At 46.6% G+C, this 12,571-nt stretch carries 11 protein-coding genes; 7 read left to right on the plus strand and 4 right to left on the minus strand.

The features are described 5' to 3' along the window. The first annotated feature begins 19 nt into the window (after positions 1 to 19). A complete protein-coding gene (locus AWU56_RS04705; RefSeq protein WP_006955554.1) occupies positions 20 to 475 on the plus strand; it encodes a DUF3429 domain-containing protein in 456 nt (151 codons plus the stop codon). 54 nt (positions 476 to 529) lie between these two features. Here the strand turns inward: AWU56_RS04705 and AWU56_RS04710 are convergent, their stop codons facing one another. Next, positions 530 to 3,307 carry a M16 family metallopeptidase gene (locus AWU56_RS04710; RefSeq protein ID WP_286681901.1) on the minus strand — a complete coding sequence of 926 codons (2,778 nt, stop codon included), beginning with the start codon at positions 3,305 to 3,307 and terminating at the stop codon, positions 530 to 532. Positions 3,308 to 3,496: 189 nt separating this feature from the next. Between AWU56_RS04710 and udk the strand changes: the two genes are divergently transcribed. Both udk and AWU56_RS04720 read left to right on the plus strand, forming a co-directional pair. After that, positions 3,497 to 4,129 (plus strand): uridine kinase, encoded by a 633-nt coding sequence (gene udk / locus AWU56_RS04715; RefSeq protein WP_006955552.1) that lies wholly within the window; start codon positions 3,497 to 3,499, stop codon positions 4,127 to 4,129. A 13-nt stretch (positions 4,130 to 4,142) separates the two neighbouring features. After that, positions 4,143 to 5,351, plus strand: a complete 1,209-nt coding sequence (locus AWU56_RS04720; protein WP_006955551.1) for a NupC/NupG family nucleoside CNT transporter — start codon at positions 4,143 to 4,145, stop codon at positions 5,349 to 5,351. Positions 5,352 to 5,419: 68 nt separating this feature from the next. On the opposite strand, the gene tesB is transcribed toward AWU56_RS04720, so the two are convergent. Further along, positions 5,420 to 6,280: an acyl-CoA thioesterase II gene (gene tesB / locus AWU56_RS04725; RefSeq protein WP_006955550.1), complete on the minus strand. Its 861-nt coding sequence runs from the start codon at positions 6,278 to 6,280 to the stop codon at positions 5,420 to 5,422. Positions 6,281 to 6,540: 260 nt separating this feature from the next. Between tesB and acnA the strand changes: the two genes are divergently transcribed. Continuing rightward, complete coding sequence (gene acnA / locus AWU56_RS04730) at positions 6,541 to 9,216, plus strand: aconitate hydratase AcnA (protein WP_286681902.1); 2,676 nt, start codon at positions 6,541 to 6,543, stop codon at positions 9,214 to 9,216. Positions 9,217 to 9,287: 71 nt separating this feature from the next. Here the strand turns inward: acnA and AWU56_RS04735 are convergent, their stop codons facing one another. Both AWU56_RS04735 and folK read right to left on the minus strand, forming a co-directional pair. Then, positions 9,288 to 9,995 (minus strand): SDR family NAD(P)-dependent oxidoreductase, encoded by a 708-nt coding sequence (locus tag AWU56_RS04735; RefSeq protein ID WP_272978011.1) that lies wholly within the window; start codon positions 9,993 to 9,995, stop codon positions 9,288 to 9,290. Between the two features lie 2 nt (positions 9,996 to 9,997). Next, a complete protein-coding gene (folK, locus tag AWU56_RS04740; RefSeq protein WP_272978012.1) occupies positions 9,998 to 10,363 on the minus strand; it encodes a 2-amino-4-hydroxy-6-hydroxymethyldihydropteridine diphosphokinase in 366 nt (121 codons plus the stop codon). Positions 10,364 to 10,565: 202 nt separating this feature from the next. On the opposite strand from folK, the gene AWU56_RS04745 reads away from it, so the two are divergent. The 3 genes from AWU56_RS04745 to AWU56_RS04755 are packed head-to-tail and all read left to right on the plus strand — an operon-like array spanning position 10,566 to position 12,569. Beyond that, entirely contained in the window at positions 10,566 to 11,036 is a 471-nt protein-coding gene (locus AWU56_RS04745; protein WP_272978013.1) for a hypothetical protein, read from the plus strand. Then, positions 11,029 to 12,450: a sodium:solute symporter family protein gene (locus AWU56_RS04750; RefSeq protein WP_272978014.1), complete on the plus strand. Its 1,422-nt coding sequence runs from the start codon at positions 11,029 to 11,031 to the stop codon at positions 12,448 to 12,450. The genes AWU56_RS04745 and AWU56_RS04750 overlap by 8 nt, the downstream gene beginning before the upstream one ends. Then, complete coding sequence (locus AWU56_RS04755) at positions 12,447 to 12,569, plus strand: hypothetical protein (RefSeq protein WP_006955544.1); 123 nt, start codon at positions 12,447 to 12,449, stop codon at positions 12,567 to 12,569. Before AWU56_RS04750 ends, AWU56_RS04755 begins: the two co-directional genes overlap by 4 nt. The last annotated feature ends 2 nt before the right edge of the window (positions 12,570 to 12,571 follow it).

Consider the following 12,571-nt stretch of genomic DNA (forward strand, 5'->3'; position numbering starts at 1 on the left):
CAATAAATTGGACGTGATCATGACATCAGTAAAAACAAAATGGATCTATCTACTCGGCTTCGGCGGTTTGCTTCCGTTTCTCGGGTTATCATTATCAAGTTTGATGGCGATCGAATTGCCTTTGATTGGTAACCCATTACCTGCGTTGGTTTCTTATGGGGCGGTTATATTGAGTTTTTTATCCGGCATATTATGGGGGCGGGCACTTCATCGAGCGGACACTGAATCAACCCAAGGGTTAATAATTACAAGCAATGTTTTTGCTTTACTCGCTTGGCTAACCTTATTACTCAACACAATATTTTGGTCGCTGTTACTGCAAATCGTTGGCTTCGCTTTAGTACTATTTTTTGAGCGCAAGCTGGCGCGTGGAACAACCATGACCAGCCAGTCACGGTATTATCCTATGCGTTTAATGCTGACTGTGGGAGTCATTGTTTGTCAGATTCTCGTATTAGGAAATCATATTATTTAGTACGGATATAAAAAAGGGCTGCATTCGCAGCCCTTTTTAAGGTTAACGCAGTCGTTATTTTGTTTCTTTCAAAATGGTGACTTCGCCTAGGTTCATTTCACGAACCTTGTCTTCGATAACGTCGAGATCGCCTATGATAACCCATGTTAATGCGTCAGGGCGCAGTAAATCCTTCGCTTCGCTCTGAACTTGGTCAAGCGTGATGGCCGAAACTCGGCTCGGATAAGCTTCTAAGTACTCAATCGTCTTACCTTTGTTCAAGGTTTCGGTGAGCGCACTCATTAACGCACTTTTTGTTTCATAGGCGCCAGGGAGCTTAGCTGTTTTATTAGCGATCACTTTCTTGAGCTCATCTTCGGTGGCTGGTTTATCACCTTCGTACTGATTGTACTCTTTAAGGATCTCCTCAATCGACTCGGTTGTTTTATCGATTTGCACAGGTGCTAATGCGATTAACAAACCAGGGCCCTCAGAGTCTAACCAGATTGAACGCGCGCCATAAGACCATCCTTTATCTTCACGGAGATTCATATTAAGACGGCTTGTAAATGAGCCACCTAAAATGGTGTTGGTCACGTCAATCAAATCCGCTTTTGCAGTAGTGCCGGACGGTGCTAATTGACCGGCAATAATCAACGATTGCGGTGTACCTGGCTGATCAATTAAGAATACACGTGACTCTGAGCGAGGCGCCGGTGTATCAAGTTGTTTAGTCGGAACCGCGGTTGTCGGTGCTTGCCACTCGCTGAATGCCTTCTCAAGCAAAGGCTTGATTTCAGCCTCAGTGGTATCGCCAACGATAACCAATTTTGCATTGTCTGGACGTAACCAAGTATCTACGTATGACACTAAATCGTCGCGCGTTAACGCTTTAATTGAGTCAATCGTGCCTGACCCCGTTAGCGGCTGACTATATGCATGGTTTTCGTCGAACATTAAGCCTGGTAAAACGCGTAGCGCTTGCGATTGTGGACGCGCCTGTTCCTTGCGAATATTTTCGATCCAGTTAGCGCGTTTACGCTCGATCTCATCCTCAGCAAAGGTTGGGCGTTGTAATACCTCATCCATGAGGTTCAGGCTCTCGCCCAAATTAACGGTGAGCGTGTCTAGCGAAATGGTTGACGTATCTAACCCCGCACGTGTTGATAATTGTGTACCTAAACTCTCTAGACGCGCGGCAAGCTCCATCGATGAGTAGTTTTCAGTGCCTTCGTTGAGCATATCCATCGCAAAGCTCGCGGTACCCGACTTTTTACCTGCATCCGCGGCATAACCGGCATCAAAACTCAAAGAAAGCTCTACGGTTGGTGTGTCGTGGCGCTCGGTTAAGTAGACTTCAAGCCCATTTGATAAAGTGAATTGCTGAAGCTCAGGTAGTTCAAGTTGTGGTAGGTCACCCACATCCGGTAACTGACTGCGATCACTCATGCTCTCGCCAGCAGTATAGTCAGGTTGTGGCTCCACAAATAGGGTAAAGTCACCGCTGCTTAACCACTCATTTGCCGTAGTTTGAAGATCCGCCGTTGAGGCGCTCTCGACCCAGTCCATTTCTTGGGCGTAAAAACCTGGATCGCCATGATAGACTGCGCCTGACGCAAGAATGTCGGATTTACCACCGAAACCACCCACTTTCTCAGCTTGGCGAACGAAAGATGCCATGGTTGAAAAGCGTGTGCGATTAAGTTCCTCTTGAGTCGGTCCATCGGCGAGTAGCTTGTTCAACTCTTCGTTAATGATGCTTTCGATGCGTTCAAGCTCAACACCTTGCTTGGCGTCTGCAATCACCATAAATTGGCCTGCAACGTCACGCGCATATTGGAAGCTAGATACACTGGTCGCGATCTGCTCATCATAAACGAGGCGTTGGTACAAACGTGAGTTTTTACCGCCGGCCAAGATATCTGAGAGCAGTGATAGATATTCAGAGTCTTCTGTTCCCATCGGAGGGGTGTTCCACACTTTATAAATACGTGATGATGGGACGTTATCTTCCATCACAGCGCGTTTGCTTTCATCACGTTTAGCTATCCATTGCTCCGTCTTCTTAATCGCTTTACCCGGCGCAATGTCACCAAAGTATTTTTGCATTTTTGCTTTAGCGGTCTCGACATCGATATCACCCGCTAATACAACAACCGCATTGGCTGCGCCGTAGTAATCTTTAAACCACTGGTGGACGTCATCCAAGCTCGCTGCATTCAAATCTTCCATAGAGCCAATGACAGACCATGAATAAGGGTGGCCTTCTGGAAAGGTTTGTTCAGCCAAATAGCCCCAAACCCGACCATAAGGTTGTGCTTCACCTTGGCGTTTTTCGTTCTGCACCACACCGCGCTGCTCATCTAGCTTATCCTGTGTAATAGCGCCGAGTAGGTGACCCATGCGATCGGATTCCATCCACAGTGCCATATCTAAGGCTGGGGTCGGTACATTCTCAAAATAGTTAGTGCGATCGTTATTGGTGGTGCCGTTCATCTCGGTCGCGCCAGCACGTTCAAACGGACCGAAATACTCGTCATCATAGTTTTCAGAACCGTTGAACATTAAGTGCTCAAACAGATGAGCAAAACCTGTCTTGCCTACTTTTTCGTCTTTCGAGCCGACGGAATACCATACGTTGACAGCAACGATCGGGGCTTTTCGGTCTTCATGAACGACAACGGTTAAACCATTATCGAGCGTAAATGTCTCGTAATTGATATCAACTTGAGGTAGGTTTTGCTGTTGTACAGCAACTGTTTGTGTGTTTTCACGTTCAGCAGAGGTCGCTTGACAGCCCCCCAGCAATACGGATGCAACGGCCATCGCCGTGAGCGTTTTTACCATTTTCATGTTGTGTCATCCTAATTGTTGTATGTTACATCACTATATTAAACAGCGTTAAATGAACTATGTAGCTTTAGATGTTTAAAAATTGTAACTAAATTAGACAAAATGGATTTTAATGCAAGGGTTTTAATTAGCGGTGGAATCAAGGATAATTGCGCGCGGTCAGAGAGGTTACAAGGAAATGACAGGGTTGTGAGTAAAACGACAGTTATTGCTATTGCGGGGGCATCGGCCTCGGGTAAGAGTCTTTTTGCATCGACAGTTTATCAGGAACTGGTTGCAGAGTTAGGTAGTGACGGCATTGCGATTTTAGCCGAAGATGCATACTACAGAGACCAAAGCCACATGACGATGGAGCAGCGCGTGTTGACGAACTATGATCAACCGTCTGCATTTGAACATGACTTACTAAAGCAGCATATTCGCGATCTGCGTGATGGCAAAGCCGTCGAAATGCCGCAATATAGTCATACCACTCACACGCGACTGCCTGAGAGTATTCCTGTAGCCCCGGCGAAAGTCATTATGGTTGAGGGCATTTTACTCCTGACAGATCCTTCTTTAAGAGAAGAGTTCGATATCTCGGTATTCATGGATACGCCTCTTGATATTTGCTTACTGCGCCGTATTAAGCGCGATATCGAAGAGCGTGGTCGCAATTTGCAATCGGTCACAGAACAATATGAAAAATATGTTCGTCCAGCCTTCTTCGACCATATATTTCCTTCCAAGCAGTATGCTGATCTCGTAGTAACCCGAGGCGGGCGAAACGAAATTGCGATTGATATAATAAAAACAAAAATACGCCAGCTGCTGGCTGAATAACTCACGGTCCTTTATGAATAGTTTACTTGGCATTGCCGTTATTTTCTTCGTTGCTTTCTTATTGTCCACTAACCGCAGAGCCATTCGCTGGCGCACGGTTATTGGCGCATTTTCGATTCAACTTTTACTTGCTTGTTTTGTACTGTATGTACCGGTCGGACGAGAAATGTTATTTGGCTTTGCCCAAGGCGTTTCGACAGTGATTGGCTACACTGGAGCGGGCATTAACTTTCTATTTGGCTCGCTTGCCAGTGAAGACTTTGGTTTTGTTTTCGCGATTCAAGTATTGAGTGTCATTGTTTTCTTCTCATCGCTTATTTCGGTGCTTTACTATTTAGGCATTATGAAGTGGGTTATTAAAATTTTAGGCGGCGGGTTGCAACGCTTGCTTAATACCAGCCGTCCCGAATCGATGTCTGCTGCAGCAAATATTTTTGTTGGCCAGACTGAAGCGCCGATGATGGTGCGGCCATTTATCGGCACGATGACGCGTTCAGAGTTATTCGCTGTGATGGTCGGGGGCATGTCTTCTGTATCGGGTTCTGTATTAGCGGGTTATGCCGGTGTGGGGGTAGAGCTGAAGTATTTGATTGCTGCGAGCTTTATGGCTGCTCCCGCCGGTTTTTTAATGGCCAAGATGATGATTCCGGAAACGGAAAAACCACGCAATGACCTGACCGAAGTCGAGGTTGATGATCAATCGGCTAACGTGATTGATGCGGCGGCAACAGGAGCTTCAAGCGGTCTACAACTAGCGATGAACGTCGGGGCTATGTTGCTGGCGTTTGTGGCACTAATTGCACTGGTAAACGGTATATTTGGCTGGGTCGGTGGCTGGTTTGGTTATCCCGAGCTGACTTTACAAGAAATATTTGGTTATGTATTTCAGCCAGTCGCCTATGTTTTAGGAGTGAGCTGGGATGAAGCACAGCTGGCCGGTAGTTTTATCGGACAAAAGCTGGTGATCAATGAATTTGTTGCTTACCTTGATTTCGTTAATTACAAAGATCAGTTGAGTGAGCATTCGCAAGTTATCATTACCTTTGTTCTGTGCGGTTTTGCTAATTTCTCATCGATTGCTATTTTGCTTGGTGGTCTCGGTGGTATGGCTCCGAGTCGACGTCACGATATCGCACGATTAGGTATGCGCGCTTTATTGGCGGCAACGCTCGCTAATATGATGAGTGCAGCCATTGCAGGCTTCTTTATTGGACTAAGCTAGCATGTAATTGACACGAATTAAGAAGCCGGCTGTTAAGCCGGCTTTTTTGTGTCTAAAGGTTAGCGTGGTTAGCTGCGGTCGCGGATCATGCCCTCTTGTATTGTCGATGCAACTAAGGTGCCTTCACGGTTAAATAGTTGACCGCGAACTAAGCCGCGTGCACCACTCGCAGAAGGACTGTCAATCGCATACAGTAGCCAATCATCCATGCGAAAATCACGATGAAACCACATCGCATGGTCGATGGTCGCGACCTGCATTTTGGGTTGCGCGAAACTCTTACCGTGTGGCTGTAATGCGGTGGGCAAAAAGTTAAAGTCCGAAGCGTAGGCGAGTAAGTATTTGTGCACGCGAGGGTCATCAGGCATGGCGCCATTAGCGCGTAGCCAAACGTAACGTTTCGGCTCGTCTTTTTCGGGTTTAAATGGATTGTATGAGGTAACAAAGCGCATTTCGATGGGCTTTTCGCTGATGAATTTGTTGCGCAGCGGTGCAGGGATCAGTTCTTCGTGTTCACGATAAATATCAATGTCCGAGACTAACCCTTCAGGACCAGGTACATCAGGCATCGCGTCTTGATGCTCAAAGCCCTCTTCGTGTTGCTGGAACGATGCTGTCATGTAGAAAATAGCTTTACCGTGCTGAATCGCCTTAACTCGACGAGTCGAGACACTATTACCGTCTCGGATAACCTCGACATCATAAACGATAGGCTTTTTGGCATCGCCTGGGCGTAAGAAGTAGCTGTGAAATGAATGACAAAGACGTTCAGGAGGTAAAGTTTCTTTGGCCGCAGATAAGGCTTGACCGATCACTTGACCACCAAATACCGCGCCAAAGCCCAGATCTTGACTGTTTCCACGGTATAAACCTTGTTCAATTGTTTCCAAGCGAAGTAAATCAAGGAGGTTATCCAAAACTTGGCTCATTGCCTATTTCCTTTGTTTATGATTAATATCAATGCAGTTAGTTTAACGAAATGATCTGATTTAGTCTTTAATCACTACTTATATAGACACAATTATTCGTAAAAATAGATGGTTATGAGTGAAATTTGAGCGCTTGTTGGTAGCTCTTTACAGCGCAATATGTTTGCATAAATTAAAAGGCTTGGTTGAACCTAGCCTCATTGACTATATTAATAAAAACCTATCAGCTTAACTAACGCAAGAGCGAACGGGAGAGTACTATGTCAGGCAAAGACAGTCTGAATACGTTAAGTACATTGGATGTTAATGGTAACTCGTACGAGTATTACAGTTTACCGAAAGCAGCCAAGGAGCTCGGCAATATCGATAAATTGCCCGCTTCGATGAAAGTACTGTTAGAAAATCTACTTCGTAACGAAGATGGGGAAACCGTCACTCGTGAAGACCTAACTGCAATGGTGGACTGGTTAAAAGAACGTAAAATTGATCGTGAAATCCAGTATCGTCCAGCACGTGTCCTGATGCAGGATTTTACAGGCGTGCCAGGCATTGTTGATTTGGCAGCGATGCGTGATGCGGTCAGTAACGCAGGGCAAAACCCGGAGCAAATCAATCCTCTATCACCCGTGGACTTGGTTATCGACCACTCAGTGATGGTTGACAAATACGCATCACCCGAGGCGTTCAAAGAAAACGTACGCATCGAGATGGAGCGTAATAAAGAGCGCTATGAGTTCCTACGTTGGGGTCAGAAAGCGTTTGAAAACTTCCGCGTTGTACCGCCGGGCACCGGCATTTGTCACCAAGTCAACCTTGAGTATCTCGGTAAGAGTGTCTGGACCAAAGAAGAAAATGGTAAAACCGTCGCGTACCCAGATACGTTGGTAGGTACGGATTCACACACCACCATGATCAACGCGCTTGGCGTGTTAGGCTGGGGTGTTGGCGGCATCGAGGCCGAAGCCGCCATGCTCGGGCAACCGGTTTCAATGTTGATTCCAGAAGTCGTCGGTTTCCGTATGACGGGCAAATTGAATGAAGGTGTGACGGCAACTGACTTAGTGTTGACGGTAACGCAAATGCTGCGCGAGAAAGGCGTGGTTGGTAAATTCGTTGAGTTTTATGGTCCAGGTTTGGATAACTTGCCACTGGCAGACCGTGCAACCATTTCAAACATGTCGCCAGAATACGGTGCGACCTGTGGCTTTTTCCCAGTGGATGAAGAAACTATCAACTACATGCGTTTGTCAGGTCGTGATGAAGAGACGCTGGCGCTGGTTGAGTCCTACTGTAAAGAGCAAGGCTTGTGGCGTAGCAATGACAACGAGCCAGAGTTTACTGATACGCTTGAGTTGGATCTGAGTGAAGTGCGCGCATCGCTTGCGGGACCTAAGCGTCCACAAGACCGTGTGAACATGGAGCAACTGGGTAGCAACTTTGATCTTATCTTAGAGACTAACGGTAAAGCCAACGAAAAAGATAAGTCGGTTCCGGTGAAAGGCCAAGACTTTGAGCTTTCTCACGGCGATGTTGTGATAGCTGCAATTACGTCCTGTACCAATACATCAAACCCCAGTGTGTTGATGGCGGCAGGTTTGCTCGCTAAGAAAGCGGTTGAGAAAGGTCTTATTCGCCAGCCTTGGGTTAAGTCTTCATTTGCGCCAGGCTCTAAAGTGGTAACTGACTACTTGGCGAAAGCCGGTCTGACGCCGTACCTTGAAGAGCTTGGCTTCCATCTAGTTGGCTACGGCTGTACTACATGTATCGGTAACTCAGGTCCGTTAGATGACGAGATCAGTGATGCGATCAACGAGGGTGATTTGACGGTATCGTCAGTGCTATCGGGGAACCGTAACTTTGAAGGTCGTGTTCACCCCGATGTGAAAGCAAACTGGTTGGCTTCACCACCGTTGGTCGTGGCTTATGCTTTATCAGGTACAACGCGTACCGATCTGAGCAAAGATCCGCTCGGTAAAGATAAAGACGGTAACGATGTGATGTTAAAAGACATCTGGCCAAGCAGTTCTGAAATTGCCGAAGCCGTTAAGACGGTTGATAACGAAATGTTCCGTAAGGAATATGGCGAAGTCTTTAAAGGTGATGAAGAGTGGCGTTCTATTAAAGTCGCGGAAGGTAAAACCTATGATTGGCAGGATGATTCAACCTATGTGAAAAATCCACCATTCTTTGACGACATTAATGAGCCGTTGGCTGATCCAAGCGACATCGAAGATGCCAATGTGCTTGCAGTGTTTGCTGACTCGATCACGACTGACCATATCTCACCAGCCGGTTCGATCAAACCGGACTCGCCAGCAGGTCGTTACCTGCAAGAAAATGGTGTAGAAGTGAAAGACTTTAACTCGTATGGCTCTCGTCGCGGTAATCACGAGGTCATGATGCGCGGTACCTTTGGTAACATTCGCATCAAAAACCAAATGCTTGATGGCGTTGAAGGTGGTTTCACCAAGTACATTCCGACTGGCGAGGAAATGTCGATTTACGATGCAGCAATGAAGTACATCGAGAACGACACGCCGTTGGTTGTGCTCGCCGGTAAAGAGTACGGTACTGGCTCAAGCCGTGACTGGGCAGCGAAAGGTACGCGGTTATTGGGTGTCAAAGCCGTGATTGCCGAAAGTTATGAGCGGATCCACCGCTCTAACCTGATTGGTATGGGTGTCTTACCGTTGCAGTTTGAAGACGGTCAAGGCGTTGAAGCGCATGGCTTGACAGGCGATGAAACCATCTCGATCAAAGGTTTAAATAAAGACCTTAAACCAGGGCAGATGCTCGATGTCGTTGCGAAAGGTAAAGATGGCAAGGAAGTAGAATTCCAAGCTAAATGCCGCATTGATACTTCAAATGAGATGAAGTACTACAAAAACGGCGGTATCTTGCATTACGTACTGCGTCAAATGCTCGAAAAGAAATAAGCACTTGATAGCGATAAAAAGGCCGCCCGCATATTCTATGCGGGCGGCTTTTTTTTTTGAGAGTAAGCAGGCTAGATGTTGAGTGAACGCCCGCCATCAACCTTAATTGACTCACCCGTAAGGAAGGGATTGTCGCGTAAAAACTTGACCGTCTCTATCATCGGCTGCAAACCGCCTTCAACATTCAGTGGTGTTTCGGACATAACCTTCTGACGATGCGCGTCATCGTGGTCGGGTAAAAAGAGAATCGGACCCGGTTGGATGGCATTGACCCGAATTTTGGGCGCTAAAGTTTTAGCAAACCCTTGCGTCATATTCGCTAGCGCAGCTTTTGCGCCGCAGTAAGCAATATAGCTCGGTGAAGGACTGTCAGTGTAGATATCAGTGATATTCACCACCAAAGGGTTATCACTGTGCTCGAGTAGCGACTGAAGTCCAGTAATGAGTAAGTAAGGAGCTACCGCGTGAACATTATAAACGGCCGCTAGTGCGTCGGTGTCGCTATCAACAGTCTCGTTATCAAAAAAGCACGATGCATTGTTGACTAACATATCGAGCGTATCGGTCTTTTTTTTAATCTGCTCAATCAATGACTGTACCGCGCTAGGCTCGTTAAAATCGGCTTGTAAAGGAGTCGCACCGCGCTGTTCGAGCGCCTCAACTCCGTTTTTAGAGCTGTTGTAATGGGCGAACACTTGATAGCCCTCGTCAATGAGGTGGTTGGCTAGCTCATAGCCAAAGCGTCGGCCAGCACCAGTAATCAGCACATTCTTTGCCATGATTATCCTTCCTTCAGTTCGTAAGCAATCTCTTGTAAATAAGTAGGTACCTCGGGCTGTTCATCAAAGGGGCCGAGGATATCGATATCAATTGTACGATCTTTGATACTGCGATTCGGGTCGTCACGGTCACGCCCGAGTTGCTCTTCAATTTCGTTAAAACGTTGTTTTAATTGCTGAGCTGTCAGGGTTGTTTCGATAGTGAATAATGCATTCAGAAAAGGGTGCGGTGTATCGATATCAACAGGACGGGTAAGAATGTCGCGTGTAAATGCCAGTTCATCAGAGATTTGATGCAGGTAATGCTTAGCACGAGAAAAGTGGAGTTCTGGTTCGATATTTGAGCCTAAACTACATAAATACTTCATAGATTAACTTTGTGGTTGATTACATTGAAAGATTATACGCAATTCAAAACTAATTGGTTTGTATCAAGTTATCTGATTTTATTGAAATTAGCGAATTGTTAAGAATTATGTATCAATGCGTCATACTCAGCCAGTTAAGTTGAAAAGCCCGAGAACCGCTGATAGGCTGAAATTTGTGTCAAAGATAATAAGAACTCATGCTATGACAAGCTTTCAGGTGTGGCTGAAAAGCTATAACAAAGCGCTATTTGCGTTGTTATCTATATTAATATCTTGTTCGGCGGTGGCGCAGAGCGAGGATACCGTCGTGCTTTCTGGACCTGTCGAGAAAGTGCGTGCGGGCTATTTCGTCGTTGAGCTCGATCACGTCTCGCCGACATTACGCCCCTTGTCACTCCAAGTGAGTCAATCTAAGTCTTTTGCGAGCTTACTGCAGACCGTGCCAATCATGGGCAACTTCAACCAAGTGACCCTGACAGGGTTCGAATCAGGTCATTATTATATTCGCGCCGTGCATCAACAGCGCGTGGTCAGCCAAACGGCGATTGAAGTCACTGTTGAGCACTATCCGATTTGGCAGGCGTTGACACTGTTTGTGTTGGGCGCATTGCTATTTCTATTATTGTTGCTGACATTAATTATGGGACACAAGAAGGCGGAAGCTAATGACTGAATTTGCGCTGGATACACAGACTGCACTGTTCATTATCGTTGGCTTTGCCTTGGTGTGGATTGCTTTTGGTGTTTGGCTGGGGCGAAAGAATAAGTCTCATGAGGACTTTGCGCTAGCCGGGCGGAATGTTGGTTTTGCGTTCGCAGCGGCAACCGCCATGGCGACATGGGTGACGAGCAATACAACCTTGGTGGCGCCTCAACTCACTTATCAGTTAGGTGTATGGGGTATGGTCGGGTACTCCTTTGCTGCGTTGGGATTGTTGTTATTTGCGCCGATGGCTAAACGAATTAAACAATTGCTGCCGCAAGGTTACACATCGGGCGACTTTGTCCGATTGCGCTATGGTCGCTTCGCTTGGGCCGTGTTCTTGGTAATTTCTGTGGTGTATGCCTTTGGTTGGCTGGTGAGCCTCGGTATGGCGGGCGGTATTCTACTCGAAGCACTAAGCGGCTTGGATTATTACATTGGCATGACGATTATTTTGGCGATGTGTGTGGGCTACACGTTATTTGGCGGCTTACGCGCAGTTATTGCTACCGACTTTATTCAAGCCTTAATTATTATCGTCGGTGTTGCTGTCGTGGCTTATTGGTTGATCGATAACGTGGGCTTAACCAGTATACATACAGAGCTGAGTGAAGCGCACCCGCAGCTATTAGATCTGCTATTTCCCGCCGCTGTGATGTTTTTGTTTAATAATATATTTTTCGGATTGGGAGAAATTTTTCACTCAAATGTGTGGTGGTCGCGAGCCTTGTCCTTTCGTAAGGATGTCGCATACAAAGCTTATTTAACCGGTGGCTTGTTGTGGCTACCGATTCCAGTTGTGACTGGATTCATTGCATTGGCCGCGCCACAACTGGGCATATTTCCGGCATCGGCCGATATGATAGGGCCGGCGGTTGCTGCATCGGTGCTCGGCAAAACAGGTGCCATACTGGTATTTATTGTTGTGTTCTCGGCGTTGGCGTCTAGTCTTGACTCTTTGCTGGCGGCCTCGTCTGACTTAGTCACTCAGGATATCTATCATAAGTTAATTAAGAAGAACGCATCTGATCAGCAACTGATGCGATTTAATCGGTACTGCTTGCTCGGCATTGGCGTGATGACCTGGCTCTTGTGCTTGCCGCGAATAGCGACCTTGGGTGCGCTGTTAAACTTTGCGGGAGCTTTTGTCGCAAGCACCATTTGGCCTATCGTGATAGGGCTTTACTGGCGACGTCTGCAAGGGACTTTCGCTGGAATAGCGATGGCGGCAGGTACGATAGCCGGGCTGATCGCTTATTTTTGGATTGGATTTTACGTCGCAGCATTAGTGTCTTGTGCTGTGTCAGGCCTGATTTGTGCAATTGGCATTGTATTCAACAAACGTCAGTTTTCGTGGCATGAATTGCAGGAGAATGGGCAATGATTATTTCAGAAACTGCATTTTATTTATTGGTCACGGGGGCGCTTATACTCACGGTATTGGCGCCGGTGGTACTCATCGGTTTGTTTTTAAAAGATTATTTTTCTAAATCAATATGGTAACT

It is taken from the genome of Idiomarina sp. T82-3 (assembly GCF_001577655.1).
In the GTDB taxonomy this organism is placed as follows: domain Bacteria; phylum Pseudomonadota; class Gammaproteobacteria; order Enterobacterales; family Alteromonadaceae; genus Idiomarina; species Idiomarina baltica.

Coding starts and splice junctions, on each gene's coding strand:
- AWU56_RS04720 (WP_006955551.1), top strand. CDS start 4,143: ATGAATAGTTTACTTGGCATTGCCGTTATTTTCTTCGTTGCTTTCTTA.
- AWU56_RS04710 (WP_286681901.1), bottom strand. CDS start 3,307: ATGAAAATGGTAAAAACGCTCACGGCGATGGCCGTTGCATCCGTATTG.
- AWU56_RS04705 (WP_006955554.1), top strand. CDS start 20: ATGACATCAGTAAAAACAAAATGGATCTATCTACTCGGCTTCGGCGGT.
- AWU56_RS04735 (WP_272978011.1), bottom strand. CDS start 9,995: ATGGCAAAGAATGTGCTGATTACTGGTGCTGGCCGACGCTTTGGCTAT.
- AWU56_RS04750 (WP_272978014.1), top strand. CDS start 11,029: ATGACTGAATTTGCGCTGGATACACAGACTGCACTGTTCATTATCGTT.
- acnA (WP_286681902.1), top strand. CDS start 6,541: ATGTCAGGCAAAGACAGTCTGAATACGTTAAGTACATTGGATGTTAAT.
- tesB (WP_006955550.1), bottom strand. CDS start 6,280: ATGAGCCAAGTTTTGGATAACCTCCTTGATTTACTTCGCTTGGAAACA.
- folK (WP_272978012.1), bottom strand. CDS start 10,363: ATGAAGTATTTATGTAGTTTAGGCTCAAATATCGAACCAGAACTCCAC.
- AWU56_RS04745 (WP_272978013.1), top strand. CDS start 10,566: ATGACAAGCTTTCAGGTGTGGCTGAAAAGCTATAACAAAGCGCTATTT.
- AWU56_RS04755 (WP_006955544.1), top strand. CDS start 12,447: ATGATTATTTCAGAAACTGCATTTTATTTATTGGTCACGGGGGCGCTT.